Below are 23,379 nucleotides of genomic sequence, written 5' to 3' on the forward strand. Positions count from 1 at the left end.
ACTATAAATAATAAAAAGTGACAAGTAAAACCTATATATTATGTGTTACTTTTGTTACTTTTTAGTAATATTGAACACTAATAACGAAATATATAATAAGTAATGAAAAAAACTCCATTTACAGACATCCACATTGCTCTTGGCGCTAAGATGCATGAATTTGCGGGCTATAATATGCCGATCGAATATTCAGGTATTATAGATGAACACATGACCGTCTGCAAAGGCGTGGGAGTATTTGATGTATCTCATATGGGCGAGATATGGGTAAAAGGTCCCAGAGCTCTTCCTTTTCTACAGAGAATGTTAAGCAATGACGTTGCCACTCTCGAAATAGGTAAAGCCCAGTATACTGCCATCATTAACGATCAGGGTGGAATAGTAGATGATATAATCATATATCACTACGAGCCCTATAAATATATGTTGGTAGTAAATGCATCGAACATAGAGAAAGACTGGAAATGGCTGACAGATCATAATGAAGAATTGGCTGATCTTGAAAACTCGTCCGACACGATAGCTCAATTAGCGATACAGGGGCCTAAAGCCTTGGCGACGCTTCAAAAGCTAACGAAGATAGATCTAACAATGATTCCTTATTATTCATTTGTTATTGGCAGCCTTAAGGGATCGGGGCTGGATAGCGTAATTATATCCAATACTGGATATACCGGAGCTGGAGGTTTTGAGCTATACTTTTACCCTGAATACGGAGAAGATATATGGAACGCTATCTTTGAGGCTGGAGAAGAATTTGGTATTAAACCGATAGGACTGGGTGCTCGCGATACACTTCGCCTCGAGATGGGATTTTGTCTGTATGGCAACGACTTGGATCATACAACGACTCCTATCGAAGCCGGGTTAGGTTGGATTACCAAATTTACGGAAGGAAAAAATTTTACTGCTCGCGAAATACTTGAAAAACAAAAGCAGGAAGGTGTCAATCGTAAACTGTGCGGATTCAAAATGCAAGAAAAAGGAATTCCACGTCACGGTTACGATATAGTAAACGAAAATAATGAAAAAATAGGGACAGTCACATCAGGGACAATGTCACCTACAGCCAAGATAGGCATAGGATTAGGTTATATAAAACCAGAGTATGCAAAGCTGGGAACCTCTATTTTTATTAAAGTACGAGAAAAGAATTTGAAAGCAGAGGTGGTAAAACCACCATTCAGGAAATTGGATTAATCCAATTACACCTTTTCTTCAAAAGATGCAGGACCAAAAGGCAAAGACGGAGGTGAAGGATGATTTAAACAATCTCGTTGTTTTATATGTTTGTATTTACAATAGATCGAGTTACATCTAAGAATACAAAATATGAGATTGGATGACAGAAAAACCAGTGACAACGTAGATGACCGTCGAGGGGAAAAAACTTCGGGTAAGATCTCTTTAAGTATTGGCGGAACAATCTTAATTGGCCTCATTATTTGGCTTGTAGGAGGTAATAATCCTATGGAATTTATGACTCAGCAAGCAACCGATATAATATCTCTAGAGAAAACTTATATTCCTTCCGCCCAAGAGGAATCTGCTGCTAATTTTGCAAAAACGATATTTGTCGGCAAAGAAGATGTATGGGCTGACAGATTTCCTCAGAACGGACTGAAATATATAGTTCCCGAAGTAGGTTATCACATACAATACTTGCCGGGGATGTTGCAAAAAGGACAACAAAAGCAACAGTTGACCGAAAAAGAAAGTAACGAGCTTAACGTTAGGTTTGAACTACAAGCTGAATTTTATGCCGAAGTATGGGTCTGTCACGATAATGAAAAGTTCAATTCGTTTGAAGAAGGTGATATAGAAAAAGGACTGAACGCAGCCTCAAAAACTGGAGATGACCATCTGCAAATACAATTGCAACTATGCACGGTCCCCGAGACATTTAATCACGGAACGTCTGCTCAACGCATACGCTGGTTGAAGAAAGGACTCCCAATAGGGGATATACAAGATCGAAACACTTTTGATCTCCCCTATAAACAGTTATAATATAGAGACGAGGATTAAGCGTAGTAATTAGTTTCTTTTTTATAATTATAAACATGAAGTAAGTCTAGGATTTGCCCTAAAGAGACAGACAGTTTTATACTTCATTGTTATACTTTTACAAAAAACAAATACAGGTCAGTAGCATATGAGAAAAGCTAAATAAAGTTTCGATCATACTATATTCCACGTTATTTGATAAATGTTTTTATTTTACAAAGCCTGTTTCGGGAAATATATAGTGGAAAAACATTTGATGCCACTAAACTATTATACCCTTATGGGTGTTCTTTTAAGCATCTTTTTTGATAGTATTTATAAACATAGTTTCCTCTTTTTAATACATTGTATACAATGGATATGAAGTATAGACAATATTCCAAGGATGAACTGATACAGCGCATAAAAGATCTGGAATATGACAATTTTGCATTACAAAAAGAATTAATAAACAAATATGTAGGAAATGTATCGTATAGTAATACAGAGGAGACCAATGTTAATCTGTTACATGATAGAGAAAGAGCCTTTGAGATTTTACTAAAAACCTGCGATTCGCTTTTTTTATTCCGCTACGATGGTACTTGCGTAGATTGTATCATAAAATCAAATCACTGGTTTCTAAAATCTGAACAAATTGTAGGGCAGAATATTTTTGACATACTCCCCAAAGAAACGGCATTAAATTTTAAAGCTCATTTTGATGATGTTGTTGCAAATGGGGGGACTTCAAGTCAGAACTACGACCTTCCTTTAAAAAGAAATACTATATACTTCAAGTGTATTATACAACTTTACGACAAGGAGTTTGTCCTTTGTCAATATCGCGATATAACTCAGCGCAGCCAGATGAAAAAGAGGTTAGATAACGCTAACCGAAAGTTAAAAGAAACACAAAAAATAGCAAAAATAGGACATTGGAAATATAATCCTCTAGTAGGTATGTTGTATTATTCCGGATTTGGGAATATATTCTCTATAGTGGAAGAAGAAGCAATTATATCTATTGATGAATATTCCTCTAAAATACACCCGGCCGACAAAGAAGCATTTATAGATTATTTGAATGGCAGGATTTACAACGGCAAATATCTGGACTATAGACGAGTTTACACGAAAGACAATTACTCTATTGTTTCTTATATAAGAACACAAATCACCAGTGTATACGAATATAAAGGGGAAACAATCATAGAAGGTTATGTACAAAACATAGACGATGTTATAAAAAACCGTTGGGAATATGAAACAGTAAACTTCATGAATAATGTGACAAGCGATCATATTTTTGGAGTCTTTATGGAAGATGGTCAATTAATTTTTGCCAATCAACAATTTCTACTTCACAACAATATATCGAAAGACAAGGATATTTCAGACTACAAAATAACAGAACTGAAGCAGCTTAGTTTAGAACAATGGGACCTGATTCTAAAAAAACTAGAATCGAATGAAAGCTATAAGTATAACATAATTTATACAGATAGTGAAACTGAAAAAACGTCCTACTTTGATTGCATCTCGTATTTAACAAGAGATACTTTCGGTACAAAATTTATATGGAGTTACTGGTCGAATACCACAAAGCAGAAGTATGCAGAGATTGAGAGCAAAAATACTCGCAATCTCATGAATATGGTTTTAGATAATATGCCTATTTCTGTATTCATTAAAAACCCATTGAACGACTATAAATATATATATTGGAATAAAATATCGACGCAATTCTATCTTGTTCAAAACGATGACTTTTCCGATAAAACGGACTTTGACATTTTCCCAAAAGAAGTGGCAGAAAGATATCGAGCTGAAGATATAGCAGTATTTGAGACTGGTGTTCCCCAAAGAGTATTTCAAGAATTTGTAGATGATGAAGGAAATATCCGATATGTAGATATTCTTAAAATACGATTAAATAGTGAAACTGATAATTCATCTCTAGTAATAGGTTTAGGCTGGGATATTACAGAACTTAAACAAATAGAAAAAGAGCTTACAACAGCAAAGTTGAAGGCAGAGCAGTTAGACAAATTAAAATCTGCATTTCTCTCTAATATGAGTCATGAAATACGTACACCTCTGAATGCAATATTGGGATTTTCTCGCATTATAGCAGAAACTGATGATCAGGAAAAACGAAACTATTATTTTAATTTCGTCGAGTCCAACAGTGGACGGTTACTGGGTTTAGTAAATGAAATTCTTGACTTTTCGAAAATAGAATCCGGCATTGTGGAGTTTGAACCAGAAGACTTTGATTTTGGGATGTTATGCTTGGAAATATATGAAACATATGCATCCCAATGCCATCCCGAAACAGAACTTATCTATAATAATATAGGAGCAGAGCTATGGATACGATCCGACAGAAACAGAATACATCAAGTTCTATCAAACCTGATTATTAATGCTCAGAAATTTACAAAAAAAGGATATATAAAATATGGATTTGAGGTTATAGACAATAACGTCAAAGTTTATGTAAATGATAGCGGAATAGGAATAGTCGAGGATCAATTAGATAAAATATTCGAACGATTTATGCAAGTTGACAGCAATGCTATTGGAACCGGTTTGGGTTTAGCTATTTGTCGTTCCATCGTAGAACGTCTTGGTGGAGAAATATCCGTTACATCTGAATTGCAAAAAGGATCTTGCTTTACATTTACATTGCCATACGAACCGATAAGAAATTGGGAAGCAGAGGAAGGCAACTCCGAAAATTCGATCAAGCCTTATTCTTTCGAGCAGAATTGTACGATTTTAGTCGCCGATGATGATGACAATAGTTATCAACTGATAGACGCAATGATAGGAGAAGAGTATGCTTTGATACAGGGGCTAAATGGAATGGAGGCTGTAAGAATGTTTGAAGAGTATAATCCTGATATAATATTAATGGACTTAAATATGCCTACGCTTGATGGATTTGAAGCAACGAAAATCATCCGTCAAGTATCTCCGGACGTTATCATTATTGCGATCAGTGCTAAGGCTTATGAAAAAGACATAAAGAAAGCAATTGATTCTGGTTGCAATGAATTCCTAGCCAAACCAATCTGTAAAGATAAATTAATAGAAACTATTCATAAATATATCATTTAAAAAAAATCTGAACTTAATGGGAAAAGTTGCTGCAATAAAATTAGTAAACTTTTATATTGTCATTTTTAGTCTACTAATTGCAGGTACTACAATTATAGGTGTCCTCTCTCCATTCTTTGACCCTAGAGATTATAGTATTATTCCTTTTATAGGACTAATATTACCGATAATTTTAATTCTCAACATCGTAAGTTGTATATATTTACTTGTTACTAAAAGATTTATTGTTGCATCTATTATTGCCATTACATTTTGTATAGGCTTTCTAGGAGCGGGCTACAAACTGCCCAAATCGTCCAAAACAATAGATTCTGTAGGAAAAAACATACGGGTAATGACCTTTAATATAAGTCAAAACAATGCTGGCAATAATAACTATGATGATTTGCAAGCAATAGTCGAGTTTGCAAAAACAGAAAATGTAGATATTTTTTGTATTCAAGAATACCCGGACAACAATGAGGTTGGAGACTCATTGAGAAAATGCCTCAGCTTCCTACCATATTATACTTTTCCCGAAAATGTAAAAGGTTATTTAAAAGTGGCAATATTCTCTCGTTACCCAATACAAAACATAAAGCAAATGCTGTTCAAAAACAGCTACAATAGCGCTATTACAACAGACCTGTTAATTGAAAACAAAACCATACGGCTTATTTGTGCTCATTTGCAAACAACAAACTTCAATCAAAAAAGAATAGGCTCGATATGGAACACTCCAAGCTCACTTTATAAGACGATTAGCAAAATGAATGTAAATCAAAGAATACGGGCATCTCAGGCTGATCTTATACGGGAGGAAATTCGTTTGAGTACAACACCAGTTATATTTTGTGGAGATATGAATGATACACCAACCTCTTATACGTACAAAACTATAAAAAAAGATCTACAGGATGGATTTGAAGAATGTGGTAATGGTATTGGGCATACTTACAAAGGATTATTCAGTGTCCTACGAATTGATTATATCTTATATTCAAAAGAAATTTCAGGAATAAAGTATGAATCACCTAAAAAGGTATATAGTGACCATAATCCAGTTATCATGGATTTAGTATTAAACTATTGATTAGTTATTTCTTTGGGAAGAGAAAAGAAAAATATAGACCCCACTCCCTCTTTAGATTCAAACCATAATCTTCCATTGTTTTTTTGGACAAATTCCATTGTCAACAACAGCCCCAAACCTGAGCCTTCTTCCTGAGCTGTTCCATAACTTGTATAATGAGTGCCGACATTTAATAGTTTTTGCTGATTCACCTCACTTATACCACATCCGTTATCAGAGACAGAGACAATATACTCTTCATCAGACTCTTTTATTTCTACTTTAATCAATCCTCCTTCATAACTAAACTTAATGGCATTGCTGATTAAGTTGCGCATACAACTTTTCAACATATCTATATCTGAAAAAACATTAGCGGATTCAATATCTGTATGAAATTCTACTTTGATATTCTTAATACTGGCAACATTCATAAAAACATCTGTAGTCCCTTTTACAATAGGCACAAGATCTACGCTTTGAGGAATAGCTAATTGCTTACCAATCTGCAGCTTGGTCCATTTCAGTAAATTATCGAGCAAGGAAAATATATCTTCTGTTGTTTTATTAGCAAGTTTCAATAGCTCATATATAGACGGGTCTACTTTATCTTTGTCAACATCATGCATTATTGAATTCATTATCATCATCATCGATGCCATTGGCGAACGTAGATCATGTGCTATTACCGAATACATTTTGTCCCTATCTAAAATTGTCTTCTTAAGCACATGGGTTCGTTTTACAATAATACGTTTAGCAGCAAGTAATGAGAGTTGATGAACTATACGAGCCATTAATTCCTCCTTATTAAAAGGCTTTGTTATATAATCACTTCCTCCTAATCTAAACCCTTTGACAATACTGTCAACATCATTCATCGCCGTTAAAAATATGACAGGAATCTCTCTATATAATGAATATTTTTTAACCTCTCTTATCACTTCAAAACCATCCATATTAGGCATATTGATATCCAAAAGAATAAGATCGGGCACATCCTTCCTAATTATTTCAATAGCAGCTTGCCCGTCATTTGCTGTAACAACGTTGAATCCTTCCTTATCCAATAACACTTGAAGAAGTAATACATTTGTCATTACATCATCTACCACTAATATTGTATAATCGGAATGATTTATTTTCATTTTAAATAATTAGGAGTTAGTTTTAATAAAAAAATTATTGGATATTAGGTAAAACAAACAAGTGCCTATGAAGTTCACGAAACAGCGCATTTTTAAAAGAAAAAGTACATATATACACAGTATAGAGAGGGAAGGCATCAAATGCTAAATTATCTAAAAGAGTCATAATGTGTTAATTTTTTCTATTAATGAACTTGAGAGTATTTATTTTTGTTATAGCTATGGTTTCAAGACATTTCAATAATATTTTTGGAAATAAATAACTAATAATAAAGAAAATATATATACTTTTACTCAGTTTTTTAGAAAACCATTTATACTATATATAGTTTATATTGAGGACAATCAGAAAACCCCTTTTTTATTTAATTATGAAAATCAAATTTGCGTATACAGCATTGCTGTTCATAGCTTTACTAACTAGTTGCAGCGAACAAGATTATTATGACCCTAATTCTCAGGTAATACCGGATGAATTGTCAGACTTAACCGTTCCATCAGGTTTTGACTGGACTACAAGTTCCAATATTAGTCTCAATTTGGATGTGAACGATCAATACGATGGTTTATATTATTACCAATTAGAAGTTTTTAATCAAAACCCTATCATTTCACCAAATGCATCCCTTTTGGCAAAAGGCCTAGCGAAAAAAAACGAACCGTTTAAAGCTAAGGTTACATATGCTAAGTCGGATAGCATCTTGTATATCCAAGAAACAGACCCAACCGGAAAAATGTCAGTAAGAGCACTTTATACCTCAAATGCTTTAAAATCGGCAAGTGTAGCAACACTAAAATCAGGCTCAACTAAAAGTTTAGATATAAACTATACTGCGCCAACAAGAACATATACAACACCATCTAATGCAACCGTTATATCGGGGGCATCATACAACATCAGCTATTCAAGTAATCAATATGTGATACCCGCAGGGCAAACATTTGAAGGTCAAATAAACAATGGCTCATGGTACGATGCATACGTATATGTGGAAGGAACATGGAAAAATACTTCAACTAATACAGAGCTGAATAATTTAAAAATAATTATTCAAGATGGAGGAAAATATATTCCAACACAAACTTCATCAAACATAAAAGCGAATGGTTCGGCCAAAATAGTTGTAGCTACAACAGGGCAATTCAATCCAGATAAAAAAGAGGTTAATGTGGATATGAATAATGAAAATGGACAAATAGTAAACAACAGTACTGTATTCAACATCAATAATATTTCGAATATAAGAAGTTTGTTTAATTATGGTACAATGTCTTCATCAGGTACATTATCTGCAAATACAAGTAATGTACAGGTTGTAAACGAGAGTTCTTTGACAGTTCAAAACTTGTCTATAAACAATAATGCAAATCTTATCAATAAAGACCAATTTACGGTTAATGGTAATACATTTTTACAGAACTCAATAATCAATAATAATGCAGCGTTTACAACTCAAAATATAACTGTTAATGATGCTACAATTGAAAATGGATGTAAATTTATCATTGCAGATAAAGGAACTTTCCAGGGCACGACATTAAATACAGCTGCTGAAACATTGTTAATAAGTAACATTTTAGATCTTCAGAGTAATAATAAAATAAACCTTGGGTCTCATGCTATAATGAATGTTACAAATGAACTAAAGTTTAGCAATACAGGAACCAGTATCAATGGTCCAGCATCAGGCAATAAAGCGTTGGTAAAATTAGAAAAATTCTCAATCACAGAATGGAGACACCCTGCATTTACAGGTTATTTAGAAATAGAATCATCGAACTATCCTGCTAACTCAGGTTCTACAGGATATGACGTTCCTTCTGATACAAAATATGTTAACTTTGTAAGAAAAGGAGAGTCTACTGTTGATATTGAAGCAACAAGCTGCAACGAAGGAGGAAATGTTGTTCAAAGAGGTGGTCCTGGCATTATAACATATCCAATAAGTGCAACATTAGGAACAACTTATACTTATGCATTTGAAGATAATTACCCAAGTATAGGGGACTATGATATGAATGATTTTGTACTGGATATAGATCTAGGATTTACATTGTCTGCAGCTAATAAAGTTTCAAAAATAGACATTCAAAGTAAAGTAAGAGCTGTTGGTGCTACAAAAAGACTTGCTGCTGCTATTCAGCTAGACGGCGTATTGAAAGGTAATATTAAAAGTATAACAAACTCAAACACGAGCTTCAGTGGCGACGTTTTCTCTATGAGTAATGGTTTGGAAAACGACCAAGATTATGCAGTTATTCCACTTACAGATAATGCTCATGCACTATTTGGGGCTACCACTTCTCAAATAATAAATACGAAAGCAGGAGAAAACCATCTTCCGGCTAAAGCTATCACTATCAGCATATTATTCAACGATCCTATAGACATTTCTACTGTTTCTTTAATTGATATGCTAAACGTATTCATTGTGAACGGAGGCTATAATACATCTAATAGAAAAGAAGTTCATTTAAGGAATTATGCAGCAACAAAAAAATCGACAGATGTATCTTCTGGAAGAAACTATAGTACATCCGACTTAGTATATGGAATAAGAGTTCCTCTATCGTTTAAATATCCGTTAGAGTGGGTTCGAATAATTGATGCATATCCTCAATTTAAATCATGGGTATCCTCAAATGGACTAAATTATCCTAATTGGTATCAAGCTTACGAAACAAATAAAGTATATTTATTAGAACAATAGAAAATATTACGAATATCTCAAATTATTTTATTAAATTGAGATATTCGTGAAATTAGAAAAAACTATTTCTATTTCATATTTATTTGTTTATCCTAAGAATCCCAGATAAAAAAAGGAAATAATGCAAAGAATATTAATTATTGATGATAAAGAAGCTATAGCCAAAGTTATAGCTAACTATTTTAGAGAAGACTATGAATGTATTTATTTTGAGAATCCATTAAAAGCAATTCAATGGTTGGAGCAAAATTCGATGCCGGATTTGATTATTCTAGATTTAAGAATGCCTTTCATGACTGGAGAAGAGTTCCTAGCTTATATCAAAAAAAATGAACTTTTTAAGTCTATCCCTGTAGTTATCCTTTCTAGTGAGGATAACAGTATAAATCGAATTCGATTATTAGAAAATGGAGCTGAAGATTTTATTTTGAAACCCTTTAACCCGATGGAGTTAAAAGTTAGACTAAAAAAAATTCTTAAATGACTTTTATTATATATATAGGTAGTAATAAAGAATATATCAATCATTTTCAAGAATTATTACAAGAAAATATAGTTATAGTCAAAAATAAAGAAGAGGCTGGTATTATATTGAAAGAATTACCCTCAAATAAAATCCAGCCTCTTTTATATGAAAAAATTAACCCTGATGTAGATAAAGTTAATATTGCATACCTGAAAAAGAAATTCAAAAACCTATATATAATTCTTGTTACCAAAAAAATAGGAAAAGAAGAAACAAGTATATATATAGAAGCTGGTGCTAATAATACTATTTCTCCGGATGCCGATTCTGATGTATTTAAAGCAATCACTAATTTTATATCTAAAAATGAAATTCTAAGTAAAAAGGAAAAAAAAGAACAGAATAAAATTGATGAAGTATTTACAATACCTAAAGGCAAACGGATATTTGATATAATTATTTCACTTTCAGCTCTTATAGCTCTATCTCCGTTTTTGATTTTAATAATGGTCTTAATTAAGCTTGAAAGTAGAGGACCTATTTTATATAAGTCGAAAAGAGTTGGGAGCAACTTTTATATCTTTAATTTCTGGAAATTCCGATCTATGTATATAGATGCAGAGGAGCGACTATCGAGCTATCGATCAATGAATCAATACACAAAAGAGTCAAAAGAAAAAACGTTAGAAGTAAACACAGCAAAGGCTGATATTATAAATGATGACATTGTGCTGGTTTCAGACGATTATGAAATATCAGAACATGAATATCTAAATAAGAAAAAAGAGAAAAAAGATACAACTTTTTTTAAAATAGCACACGACCCCAGAGTCACAAAAATGGGTAGATTTATGAGAAAATATAGTATCGACGAAATCCCCCAATTAATAAATATATTAAAAGGAGACATGTCAATAGTGGGTAATAGGCCCTTGCCTCTTTATGAAGCAGAGCTATTGACTGGAGATGAATATATTGAACGGTTTATAGCTCCGGCAGGATTGACCGGGCTATGGCAAGTTGAAAGACGTGGAGGAGAAGGTAAAATGTCAGCAGAAGAAAGAAAACAGCTTGACATATATTATGCTCACAATTATTCCATATGGCTTGATTGCAAAATTATTTTTAAAACATTTTTCTCATTTATACAAAAAGAAGATGCTTAACAAGTATTAAGCATCTGTAAGTTTTTACATTTATGAAACTAAAACTAATCATCATTACGTTTTTCCTATCCTCTTGTAATATTTATCTGTTAGCTCAAGATATAACAGAGTTAAAACCTAAAGATTATCTAGACTTTCAGTTACCTCCGATATCTGTTCTATACGAAAACGCTAAAGCTAGCCCTATTCTCAGCTATTATGAGAAAAAAAAGCAGGGACATAAAAGTTTGATAGATTCCGAGAAAAAAAGATGGTTGAGTTTCATCAAATTAGTCACTAATTATCAATATGGGGTAGTAGGTAACAATACAACTTTTTCAGATACAAACACCCCAATATTCTATCAATATTCAGGAAATAAACAGAGTTGGTACAACTTTGGAGCTTCAGTATCTATACCATTAGATGACATTTTTGATAGAAAGAATAGGGTAAGAAAACAAAGGTTGGATATGGAGGCGACTGAGTTTGAACAAGAGAAATGGTATGATGAACAAAAAATCCGTATAGCAGCAATGTATAGTCTCGCAATGAAAGACTTAGCATTAATAAAAATTAAATCAGAAGCCTTACTCTTTGCAGAGGCTCAATTAAATCTAAGCGAAACAGACTTTATTAATGGTAATATCACTATCCAAGAACTCGGGAAACAAAAATCTGTATATACAACAGCTGTATCCGACTATGAAGAAACCAAAGCAAGTTTAAACTCCTCTCTACTTCAGCTTGAGATATTGGCAAAAACTCAAATCATATCTAAATAAAATAATATGCAACAAATAAGGTGTATATATACGTTTATCAATAAAATAAAATGGTGGTTATTGATTGTACCGTTGCTAATATCAGGTTTAGTTATCTTATCTACAAGACATCTTAACCTCGAATATACTGTAGAAACTACAGTTTTCACTGGTGTTGTCTCCAGCTATGGATTAGATTCCGAACAGCCGACGACCCAAAACTGGAATATATTAAATAACACTTTAGAAAATATTATAAATATTGTAACCTCTAAAGAGACATTGAAAGATGTTGCACTCCGGCTGTATGTGCAAGATATGATATATGGTGATTCGGAAAAAGATAATATTTACATCAAAGCATCCAATTACAGGAAACTCTTAAATATAACGCCAAAAGAAGTTCAGGCTCTTATAGATAAGAAATCAGAGGAGAAAACACTCGAGAATATTCTGGCTTATGAAAAGTCCGATCCTAAGAATTTTATATATGGATTATTAAATTGGCATCATCCACACTATAGCTATGAGGCCTTAAGCAAAATCTCTGTAAAAAAACTAGGCAACAGTGATATGCTAGAAATAACATATACAGCTAATGATCCGGGCATAGCATACAATACTTTGGTAATACTCAATCAATCATATGAAAAAAAGTATCAAGATATCCAGTTCGGAACAACCAATAATGTCATTCATCACCTTGAAAAAGAGCTAGCTAAAGTGAGTTCAGAACTTAGAAATGGAGAAGATTCTTTAACAAACTATAATATTGAAAATCGCGTCATCAACTACGACGAACAAACAAAACAGGTAGCAGCATACGATAAGGATGTCCAATTGATATATCAGGATGCATTGCTTAGACATAGTAGTTCTAAGGCATTAATTACTCATCTAGAAAGTAAGATATCGGAAAACTTAGCATCAATAAAAAACAACTCTGAGTTTATTTCCAAACTCAATACTATATCTCAATTACGCAGTAAAATTGCCGAGATAGAACCATTCTACAAAGACTCTCTAGTTAGTCCCGCAAATCAAAGACAAATTAATAAGTATAAAGCCGATCTTAAGACTGCAGAGGGTGATCTTCATGTAATTATGAATACATTGAGTAATCAAAAATATACCAAGGATGGTTACCCGACATCCAATTTCGTATCCCAATGGCTTGATGAAGTATTAAAAAATGAAAAAGCTTCTGCAGAACTTGCTGTTTTAGATAGAAGACGAGCCGAATTGGATCAGGAATACCTTCACTTCTCGCCAATAGGTTCTACAATAAAACGGAAAGAAAGAAGTATTGATTTTCTTGAACGTTCTTATTTATCAATTTTATCAAGCCTTAATACGGCCCGATTAAGATTAAAAAGCTTAGAAATGAACTCCGCTTCATTGAAAGTACTCAATGAGCCTACATTTCCACTATTATCAAAACCTACAAAAAGAAAAGCTATAGTTTTAGGTTCTTATGTAGCTAGTGTTATATTTATAATCGGTTTATTCTTATTAAAAGAATTATTTGATAGAAGGTTATTAGATAAAATGCGAACTGAACACATTACTTTAGGTAAAGTTTTAGGAGTATTTCCAGAAGAAGGTAAATTGGGTAAAAGAATTTTTAGAAAATCTTATGAAGAAACCTGTATACTACTATTAGGTAATAACTTATTAAATTACTTTGCATCTGAAAAACCTAGTATAATAAACGTCTTCAGTATTTCAAATGGAGTTCAAAAAACATATATAGCAAATGCTTTATCGGATTATTGGAAACGCATAGGTTTATCTGTAAAAAATATTGATTGGACGAAAGATTTCTCGAACTCTTCAAAAAGCTATCTGTTGATCAACAAATTATCAGATATCAATATAGATATAATTAACAATGACGTTGTGATTGTTGAATATCCTTCAATAAAAGAGAATCCAATACCTAAAAACTTATTACAAACCGCTTCTTTTAATTTGATATTACTCGACGCAAAAAAACAATGGAAAGGTAGCGATCAGTTAATTTTTGATGAGATAACAAGACTTTCAAAAGATGTTCCGATTATGATTCTATTAACAAATGTAAGCCATGCTGTAGTAGAAAATATAACAGGAATAAAACCGCTAAAAAAGGATATCGAAGCCAATAATTAATACATTAGCCAGAAATGAGCAAACCCTCAGACATATATTCCAAATTTTATGATAAATGTTTTTATCTAGGGCTCTTTCTTGGACTACTGATTATATTAGGAACAACTATATATACACGGAACTTTATTAGCGGGATATTATTCGCCTGTATACCAGCAACATGCCTTGTCTTATTCTGTTTTTTCAAATTTCCTCAATCGCTTCTGATGATTCTATTCATAGTTAATTACATAATTATGGGTATCAGCCGATACGTACCAAGTATTCCCGGAGGAATGGTGATAGATGCCTTATTGGCATTCATATTATTTATTCTATTATTCCGTACGGTATTCTTTTCTGTCGATTATTGGAAAAGATTTAATAATCCATTGACATATCTCTCTCTTTTTTGGCTTATTTATTGTATTATGGAAATTCTAAACCCATATACAACGATTGAGCTCTGGATGACTTCTGTCAGGGGACTGGGATTTTATTTATTCTTATTTATAGTTGTTACCACGGCTTTATTCAAACGCTATAAAGATCTGAAAAAGGTGCTCCTTCTATGGGGAATACTTACAATTTTTGCTGTATTAAAAGCTATCATTCAAAAATTTATAGGATTTGATTCGGCTGAAAACCATTGGCTGTATGTTGAAGACGGAGCTAGAACACATATTATTTATTCGGGTATTCGATATTTTTCATTTTTCACTGATGCTGCTAACTTTGGTTGTAGCATGGCTTTATCCATGGTTGTATTCTCGATAAGTGCATTATATATCAAAAATAAAAAGCTTAAAGTGTTTTTCTTTATTGTAGCTATTTTGGCTGGTTATGGTATGCTTATATCGGGAACTAGAACAGTTTTAGCGATATTATTTGTGGGATATGCAACCTTTATTCTAATATCAAAGCTCGGAAAAGTTATTATTGGAGGCACATTTCTTATATTATCTTTATTTATTTTCCTAAATTTCACCAACATTGGGCAAAGTAACGCAGATATACGTCGTATGAGAACTGCTTTTCATGGCGCCGAAGATGCGTCTTTCAATGTAAGGATTGAAAATCAGAAAAAGATGCGAGAGTTCATGCCTAACCATCCTTTTGGAGTTGGTATAGGAAAAGCGAAACACACGGATTCAAACGATCACATGTATGGATTAGCTACAGATTCTTCCCTTATTTATGTATGGATAGAAACAGGTATTGTTGGCCTCATTCTTTTTATTTCTATTTTTCTATTTGTACTAGCAAGAGGAATATATGATATATTGTTTCGTATCAAGAATAAAGAACTTAAAGGCATAATGAGTGCTCTAATAGCAGGTCTATCAGGGATTTTAATTGCATCTTATGGAAATGAGGTTCTACAACAGTTTCCTACCGGACCGATTTTATATATGTGTATGGCATTCATCATGATGGGACGGTATTTTGATAAAGAGATCGAAAACAAAGAAGCCGAAAATAACAAGTTGTCCTCTAAGAATGAATATACCTCTATCTAATTAAGGTTTAGCACAAGGATATGAATGATGTATATATATCTATAGTAAGCGTTAACTACAATGGGATGAATGATACATGCCATATGATAGATAGCTTAATGCAATATCTATCTGAAGTATCGTATGAAATCATTATAGTGGATAATGCTTCTTTAAAAGATGAAATTACTGAGATACAAGCAAAATATAGAAACATACATTGTATAAGAAGTAATTCAAACTTAGGTTTTGCAGGAGGCAATAATTTGGGTATAATCGAGGCTAAAGGAAAATATGTCTTATTATTGAATAATGATACATATATTAAAGATAATTCATTATTAAGTCTCGCAGAATTTTTAGATTCAAACGCAACAGTAGGAGCAGTTTCTCCTAAAATAAAATTTGCAGACTCCAACACTATTCAGTTTGCAGGCTATACAGATTTATCTCAAGTCACATTGAGAAATAGCCTTATAGGTTTTGGTGAGCCTGATCTTGGGCAATATGATACACCAGCCAAATCTCCATTCCTTCATGGAGCTGCGATGATGCTTAGGCGAGATATTATAAAAAAAGTAGGTCTAATGCCGGAAATATATTTTTTATATTACGAAGAGTTAGACTGGTGCGAACAAATAAAAAAAAATGGATTTGAATTGTGGTATAATCCTCAGGCTGTAGTATTTCATAAAGAAAGTCGGAGCGTAGGACAAAATAGTCCTTTGCGATGTTATTATATGACACGCAACAGATTACTCTATGCATGGAGGAACAGAAGAGGAATAATTCGATTAGTGGCTATACTATATCAATTTCTTATCGCCAATCCTAAAGGTATATTTACCTACACATTGAATGGACGTCTCGATCTAGTTAGAGCTTCTATAAGGGGAATGATTAATTTTACTAATATGAAAAAAACTTTATGATCCTCGTTAATATAGTTGATTCAATATTATTTGTATTGATGTTATTTTCTGTTTTGTATCTTCTTATTTTTGCAATAGCTTCGCTAAATAAGAAAAAGATACATTACCCTGAAACAGACAATAAACTCAAATATGTTATTCTTTTTCCGGCATACAAAGAAGATAAGGTTATAATATCATCCGTAAAATCCTTCCTTGCGCAAGATTATCCTAAAAGTTATTTCGATGTTGTTGTTATCTCGGATCAGCTAAAAGATGAAACAAACGAAGAACTTTCACAATTGCCTATTAACCTGCTTATTGCAAATTACGAAGACAGTACAAAAGCAAAAGCTTTAATTTTTGCTCTTGACAATTTAAGTAAAGATGATTATGATGTTGTAGCAATAATAGATGCGGACAATACGGTAAGTACTAATTTTTTGAATGAAATAAATAAAGCATTTTTCTTTGGTATAAGAGCCCTACAGGTTCACCGCATAGCAAAAAATCCGGAGACAGACATGGCCATCTTAGATGCCGCGAGCGAAGAGATAAACAATTCTTTTTTCAGAAGCGGGCATATACGGTTAGGCTTATCTTCTGCTCTTAGTGGATCAGGGATGGCATTCGAATACAAATGGTTTAAAAAGAATATTAAAAACATATCTTCTGTAGGAGAAGACAAAGAATTGGAGCTACAATTATTACGACAGGGTATATATATTGATTATCTGGAAGATGTATTTGTATATGATCAGAAAGTACAGAATCAACAAGTCTTTTATAATCAACGACGACGATGGATGGCTTCTCAATACGAAAATTTGGCAAAAGGAATAAAATATATTTCAGAAGCATTGAGAACAGGAAATATCGATTTATTTAATAAACTTATACAATGGGCTATGCTCCCTCGATTGATTTTATTGGGATTAATATTCGTTCTTGCGGTTCTATTTTTGTTTATTAATATATTTTGGTCTATAAAATGGTGGATATTGCTAATGTTTATGTGCTTATCTCTAGCCATTGCTATCCCGGATGAAATGGTTAATGAGCGTTTGATTAAAATACTCAGAAAATTACCTAAGCTTTTTATTTTAATGGTTATTAATCTATTCAGAATGAAAGGCGCGAAAAAGAAATTTATACACACAGAACATTGACATTAAGAATAGTAAATGAAGATTGCAATTGAAGCACAACGTATATTTCGAAAGAAGAAACATGGAATGGATATTGTCATTCTAGAAGCTTTGAAGGAAATACAAAGACAAGATACGTCTAATGAGTATTATATATTCGTAGCACCGGGGCCTGACAAGTGTTTAGAAAAAACCGCAAATTTTCATATAATAGAAGTAAAATGTCCGTCCTATATATTATGGGAGCAAATAGGACTGCCTCGTTCTATATCTAAAATAAAACCCGATGTGCTGCACTGTACAAGTAATACTGCACCTCTGTTTGTAAATGTACCGTTGATAGTAACATTACATGATATAATATTTTTAGAAAAGAAACAAAGCTCGAATAAGTCTCTATACCAAAATTTAGGGCGCATATATAGAAAACTTATTGTACCTCGAATATTATCTAAAAGCAAGAAAATCATCACCGTATCAGATTTTGAACGCGAAAATATTTGTAAAAAGACAAATACGCCATCATCTAAGGTAGTCACTATTCACAATGGATATAATAAGCGATTTCATTATATACCAAACTATCATAATGTTACAAACAAATATATAGAAGATGACAACTATATTTTATTCTTTGGGAATACAGATCCTAAAAAAAATACTTTGCGAACAATAAAAGCTTATGCTCTATATCTCGAGAAATCCGATTATAAAAGACCTTTATTGATTTTAGATATTAATAAATCTATTATTGAAGAAATTCTCAAGAAGGAAAATATAGAGCACATAAAACCTTTTGTACACTGTCCAGGGTATATAAATAATTCAGATCTACCATATATATACAATGGAGCATTTGTTTTCATTTACCCATCATTGAGAGAAAGTTTTGGACTACCAATACTGGAGTCGATGGGCTGCGGAACCCCTGTTATTGTATCCAATACCTCGGCTATCCCCGAAGTAGCAGGTGAGGGAGCTTTATACACAGATCCATATAACGAACAAGATATTGCTAATAAGCTGCTACTTATCGAGAATGATAAAGAAATGTATCAAAAATTAGTTGAATACGGAAGAGTGAGAGTTAATTCGTTTTCGTGGGAAAATACAGCAAGAGAATTATTAAATGAATATAAATCATAAGAATGAATATATCTCTTTTAAAAGAAAAATTTAAAAAAAATAGAACGATCAAGAGTTTTATTATAAAATTAATATCTCCATCATTGAATCCCAGACCTCGATTATGGGTTCGTTTATTAGTAAACCCATGGGTTCACAAAAAAGGTAAGGGGTGTAAAATAAGACAAAGGAGGTCTAGAATAGATGTATTCCCTTGGAATAAATTCAATGTAGGCGACAATGTGTTAATCGAAGACTTCACAACCATTAATAATGGAGCTGGAGATGTAATAATAGGTAATAACTCGCGTATAGGAATTGGTTCTGTAATCATTGGACCTGTAACTCTTGGAAATAAAGTCGGATTGGGACAACATGTTTTTATTGCCGGATTTAATCATGGATATGCCGATGCCTCTATAGACTCTAATGAACAAGATTTAGTTAAGAGTACAGTAATTATCGAAGACGAATCTCATATCGGTTCAAATTCTGTAATATTAGCTGGAGTTCATATTGGTATACGTGTACAAATCGGGGCAGGAAGCGTTGTAACAAAAGATATACCGTCATACTGTGTAGCCGTAGGAAATCCCGCACGAGTTATAAAAAAATTTGATTTTCAAAAAAAAGAATGGGTAAGGATGTAATTAAGCCAAAAGTAAGTGTTATCATACCTGTTTATAATACAGGAAAATATGTAGAAGAATCGGTTCGTTCAATTATAAATCAAACGCTACCTGAATTAGAAATTATAATTATTAATGATGGATCTACGGATAACAGTTTGCAAGTAATAACTCTATTACAAGACATTGACAAGCGTATATTTATTCATTCTCAAGAGAATCAAGGGCTGTCATCTGCTCGAAATCAAGGACTAAATTATGCCAATGGAGAATATATCTATTTTATGGATAGTGATGATATACTGGATACAAACGCATTAAAAGTCTGTTATGAAAGATGTGTATCAGAAGAACTTGATTTCGTTTTTTTTGATGCAATAACATTTACAGATAGCAATATACAAGCACCAATATCTTATAATAGAAAAGAGAAGATTACAAGTGAAATTAAAACCGGATTACAAAGTTTAAACACATTGCTCGAGACTTCAGGCTATAGATCTTCGGTTTGTCTTCTATTTATAAAACATAATTATATAACTTCTTTATCCTTAAATTTTCTACAAGGAATAATACATGAGGATCAACTATTTACAGCAAAGTTGTACACTCAGGCACAAAGAGTAGCGTATATCCCTGAAGCATTCTTTCACAGACGATTTCGCCCCGATTCAATTATGACTAAACAATATACGATCTTTAATGTTAAAAACTATTTTATAGTCGTAGATGAACTTATAAAATTTGCATCCGGGCAAAATGAAATTATAAAAAAAACAATAAATAAAACTATTCGGTTCTTTTTTGATCCTGCTATATATATGGCCAATATATTTAGATGGTACGAACGCTTTAGTATTGCCAAGACTTGCTTTCTTCGCTATCGTAAATATATATCAGTTAAGTCATGGCTCGTCCTTCTTTTTCCTTGGCTAATAAAACTAAAATCATATATAAAATAATAATTAATCCAAGTGTCGTTAAAAAAAGATTTATTTACAGGTGTCACATATAGTGCAATATCTAAATACAGTGGTATTGTTGTATCATTAATTGTTTCTGCTGTATTAGCTAGACTTATTACCCCTCAAGATTTTGGTCTTATAGCGATAGCTATGGTTATCATTACTTTTTTTAGTGTTTTTAGCGATTTAGGATTAGCGCCTGCAATAATCCAGAATAAAAGTTTAACTAAAGAAAATTTATCCGATATCTTCTCCTTTACTGTTTGGTTGGGGATAATTATTTCTCTTGGGTTCTTTTTTTCATCGTGGGCTATAGCGTCTTATTATGAAAAAAACGATCTTATCAACATATGTCAGATATTGTCTGTAAATTTATTCTTTGTTACAGTTAATATTGTTCCAAGCGCATTACTGTACAGAAATAAGGAATTTAAATTCATTGCCTTTCGAACATTTGTAGTTCAATTTCTAGGTGGATTTATATCTATAATTGCGGCCTTAAATGGAGCTGGATTATATGCTTTGCTTATTAATCCGATCTTTTCAAGTGCAACTCTATTTATTGTTAACATATTGCGTTATCCTCAAAAGATGAAGATTATATTTAACATTTCCTCATTGAAGATTATACTTTCTTACTCCTCTTATCAGTTTCTGTTCAATCTAATAAATTACTTTAGTAGGAATCTTGACAAATTACTTATCGGGAAATATATGGGAATGTCTTTGCTCGGATATTATGAAAAATCATATCGTCTAATGATGTTACCATTACAAAATATAACCTATGCCATAACACCTGTTATGCATCCTATTTTTTCAGACTTTCAGAATGACCTTAAAAAATTATCATCCTCTTATCTCAAAGTTGTCCGTCTTTTAGCTTTCATTGGGTTTCCTTTGTCTATACTACTTTGGTTCACAGCAAGAGAGGCTGTATTAATAGTATTTGGCGATCAATGGATAAACTCTATACCTGTATTTCAGATTCTATCCTTATCTGTCGGAATACAAATTATATTATCTACATCCGGTGCTATTTTTCAAGCAGCTAATGCAACAAAATTACTATTCATAAGTGGACTGTTATCTTCTATATTAAATGTTTCAGGAATATTAATCGGAATATTTATATTTAATTCGCTTATTGCAGTTGCATGGTGCATTACAATTACATTTACTATGAATTTTATTCAATGTTACTATATCATGTACCGATACACTTTAAAGACAAGTATTATTAATTTTGTCAAACAATTCATATCTCCAATAATTCTTAGTATCATTCTATTTTCAATTCTACTATTTATATCTCAGTTAATAACAATATCAAACATATTTATAAGTGCTTTGTTTAAAAGTTTAATATTTATGCTTATATACAGCCTTTATATACAGCTAACAAAAGAAATTGATATTTGTGGTAAATTAAAAAATAAAATAAGATGAAACTATTATACCTGATTTTTCATGGGTTTGAGGCATATAACGGCATCAGTAAAAAAATACACTATCAGGTTAGTGCTTTGAAAAAGTGTGATGTGGAGACACGTCTATGCTATATTCATATTGACAATGATGGTTATCAGAGACGAATGATAGATGATCAGGTACTAGAAAACATTGGACATGGAATTAAAGCCAAAATAAAAAAAAGAGTAGACTACTCTACAATATTAAATTATCTAGAAAAAAATGATATCAGCTTGATTTATATTAGATCATTCCACAATGCAAATCCTTTTTTAATTTCTTTTGTGAAGCAAGCGGCTAAAATAGGGGTTAAAACATTGCTCGAAATTCCAACCTATCCATACGACAACGAATACATCAACAGTTCTTTGTCAGCTCGCATAAAGTTGCAAATAGATAAGTTATATCGTCGCAAACTAGCCCGCAATATATTCAGAATTATTACATTCTCAAACGAAAAAAACATCTTTGGAGCAAAAACAATTAATATATCGAATGGCATAGACTTCGATGCTATAAAAATAAAAGAGCCGACAAATAATCCGAATAAAATAACTCTGATAAGTGTGGCTGAAATTCATATTTGGCATGGATTCGACCGTTTACTAAAAGGATTAGCCGAATATTATAAAGTAAAACAAGATATAGAAGTTCGGTATGAAATTGTAGGGTACGGAGATGAACGTGAAATTGCGAAGCTAAAAAATTATATAATCCAGAATAAATTGGAAAACTATGTCACCTTTCACGGGCCACAATATGGAGAAAGCTTAGATAACTTGTTTAATGAGGCATCATTGGGTATTGCCAGTCTGGGACGTCATCGAAGTGGGATCAGCAATATAAAGACTTTAAAAAACCGAGAATACGCAGCAAGAGGCATTCCGTTTATCTACTCCGAGATAGATGATGATTTTGAAGAAAAACCTTATATTATGAAAGTAAGTGCTGACGAATCGCCAATAAATATTCTTGATGTGATTGCATTTTATGAAAAGGTAAATACAATACCTGCTATAGAAATCCGTAATTCTATCAGTAATCTTTCATGGAGGAATCAGATGGAAAAGGTTATTTCAGCTTGTAAATAAACGATTTGAAT

18 protein-coding genes are annotated in these 23,379 nt (G+C 32.5%); 17 read left to right on the plus strand and 1 reads right to left on the minus strand.

The features are described from left to right. Positions 1–102 precede the first annotated feature (102 nt). From gcvT to HMPREF9456_RS10790, 4 genes are all read left to right on the plus strand, one after another. Positions 103–1,200: a glycine cleavage system aminomethyltransferase GcvT gene (gene gcvT, locus HMPREF9456_RS10775; protein WP_006843558.1), complete on the plus strand. Its 1,098-nt coding sequence runs from the start codon at positions 103–105 to the stop codon at positions 1,198–1,200. Between the two features lie 132 nt (positions 1,201–1,332). Then, positions 1,333–2,010, plus strand: a complete 678-nt coding sequence (locus tag HMPREF9456_RS10780; protein WP_006843559.1) for a neutral zinc metallopeptidase — start codon at positions 1,333–1,335, stop codon at positions 2,008–2,010. Between the two features lie 357 nt (positions 2,011–2,367). Beyond that, positions 2,368–5,112 (plus strand): PAS domain-containing hybrid sensor histidine kinase/response regulator, encoded by a 2,745-nt coding sequence (locus HMPREF9456_RS10785; RefSeq protein WP_245531017.1) that lies wholly within the window; start codon positions 2,368–2,370, stop codon positions 5,110–5,112. 16 nt (positions 5,113–5,128) lie between these two features. Beyond that, a complete protein-coding gene (locus HMPREF9456_RS10790) occupies positions 5,129–6,184 on the plus strand; it encodes an endonuclease/exonuclease/phosphatase family protein (protein WP_006843561.1) in 1,056 nt (351 codons plus the stop codon). Here the strand turns inward: HMPREF9456_RS10790 and HMPREF9456_RS10795 are convergent. Next, positions 6,178–7,311 (minus strand): hybrid sensor histidine kinase/response regulator, encoded by a 1,134-nt coding sequence (locus HMPREF9456_RS10795; RefSeq protein WP_006843562.1) that lies wholly within the window; start codon positions 7,309–7,311, stop codon positions 6,178–6,180. The two genes, HMPREF9456_RS10790 and HMPREF9456_RS10795, sit on opposite strands and share 7 nt — an antisense overlap. A gap of 371 nt (positions 7,312–7,682) precedes the next feature. Here HMPREF9456_RS10795 and HMPREF9456_RS10800 point away from each other — a divergent pair, with 371 nt between their 5' ends. The 13 genes from HMPREF9456_RS10800 to HMPREF9456_RS10860 all read left to right on the plus strand — a co-directional run bounded on the left by HMPREF9456_RS10800 (position 7,683) and on the right by HMPREF9456_RS10860 (position 23,368). Next, positions 7,683–10,022 (plus strand): LruC domain-containing protein, encoded by a 2,340-nt coding sequence (locus HMPREF9456_RS10800; protein WP_006843564.1) that lies wholly within the window; start codon positions 7,683–7,685, stop codon positions 10,020–10,022. A gap of 118 nt (positions 10,023–10,140) precedes the next feature. Continuing rightward, positions 10,141–10,506: a response regulator gene (locus HMPREF9456_RS10805; RefSeq protein ID WP_026177100.1), complete on the plus strand. Its 366-nt coding sequence runs from the start codon at positions 10,141–10,143 to the stop codon at positions 10,504–10,506. Continuing rightward, complete coding sequence (locus HMPREF9456_RS10810) at positions 10,503–11,654, plus strand: sugar transferase (RefSeq protein WP_006843566.1); 1,152 nt, start codon at positions 10,503–10,505, stop codon at positions 11,652–11,654. The genes HMPREF9456_RS10805 and HMPREF9456_RS10810 overlap by 4 nt, the downstream gene beginning before the upstream one ends. A 32-nt stretch (positions 11,655–11,686) precedes the next feature. After that, complete coding sequence (locus tag HMPREF9456_RS10815) at positions 11,687–12,418, plus strand: TolC family protein (RefSeq protein ID WP_006843567.1); 732 nt, start codon at positions 11,687–11,689, stop codon at positions 12,416–12,418. Between the two features lie 6 nt (positions 12,419–12,424). Beyond that, positions 12,425–14,548 carry a GumC family protein gene (locus HMPREF9456_RS10820; protein ID WP_006843568.1) on the plus strand — a complete coding sequence of 708 codons (2,124 nt, stop codon included), beginning with the start codon at positions 12,425–12,427 and terminating at the stop codon, positions 14,546–14,548. A 206-nt stretch (positions 14,549–14,754) separates the two neighbouring features. Then, positions 14,755–16,047, plus strand: coding sequence for an O-antigen ligase family protein (locus HMPREF9456_RS10825; protein WP_157181996.1), 1,293 nt, complete (start codon positions 14,755–14,757; stop codon positions 16,045–16,047). Between the two features lie 20 nt (positions 16,048–16,067). Continuing rightward, entirely contained in the window at positions 16,068–16,958 is an 891-nt protein-coding gene (locus HMPREF9456_RS10830; protein ID WP_006843570.1) for a glycosyltransferase family 2 protein, read from the plus strand. Then, entirely contained in the window at positions 16,955–18,106 is a 1,152-nt protein-coding gene (locus tag HMPREF9456_RS10835) for a glycosyltransferase family 2 protein (RefSeq protein WP_006843571.1), read from the plus strand. The genes HMPREF9456_RS10830 and HMPREF9456_RS10835 overlap by 4 nt, the downstream gene beginning before the upstream one ends. Positions 18,107–18,121: 15 nt before the next feature. After that, positions 18,122–19,231: a glycosyltransferase family 4 protein gene (locus tag HMPREF9456_RS10840; protein WP_006843572.1), complete on the plus strand. Its 1,110-nt coding sequence runs from the start codon at positions 18,122–18,124 to the stop codon at positions 19,229–19,231. Between the two features lie 2 nt (positions 19,232–19,233). Beyond that, positions 19,234–19,860, plus strand: a complete 627-nt coding sequence (locus HMPREF9456_RS10845; RefSeq protein WP_006843573.1) for an acyltransferase — start codon at positions 19,234–19,236, stop codon at positions 19,858–19,860. Then, on the plus strand, positions 19,845–20,801 hold the full coding sequence (locus HMPREF9456_RS10850) for a glycosyltransferase (RefSeq protein WP_006843574.1): 957 nt from the start codon (positions 19,845–19,847) through the stop codon (positions 20,799–20,801). Before HMPREF9456_RS10845 ends, HMPREF9456_RS10850 begins: the two co-directional genes overlap by 16 nt. 6 nt (positions 20,802–20,807) lie before the next feature. Then, a complete protein-coding gene (locus HMPREF9456_RS10855; protein WP_185091204.1) occupies positions 20,808–22,253 on the plus strand; it encodes a lipopolysaccharide biosynthesis protein in 1,446 nt (481 codons plus the stop codon). Continuing rightward, complete coding sequence (locus HMPREF9456_RS10860; protein WP_006843576.1) at positions 22,250–23,368, plus strand: glycosyltransferase; 1,119 nt, start codon at positions 22,250–22,252, stop codon at positions 23,366–23,368. Before HMPREF9456_RS10855 ends, HMPREF9456_RS10860 begins: the two co-directional genes overlap by 4 nt. The last annotated feature ends 11 nt before the right edge of the window (positions 23,369–23,379 follow it).

It is taken from the genome of Dysgonomonas mossii DSM 22836, assembly GCF_000213575.1.
Taxonomy (GTDB): Bacteria; Bacteroidota; Bacteroidia; order Bacteroidales; family Dysgonomonadaceae; genus Dysgonomonas; species Dysgonomonas mossii.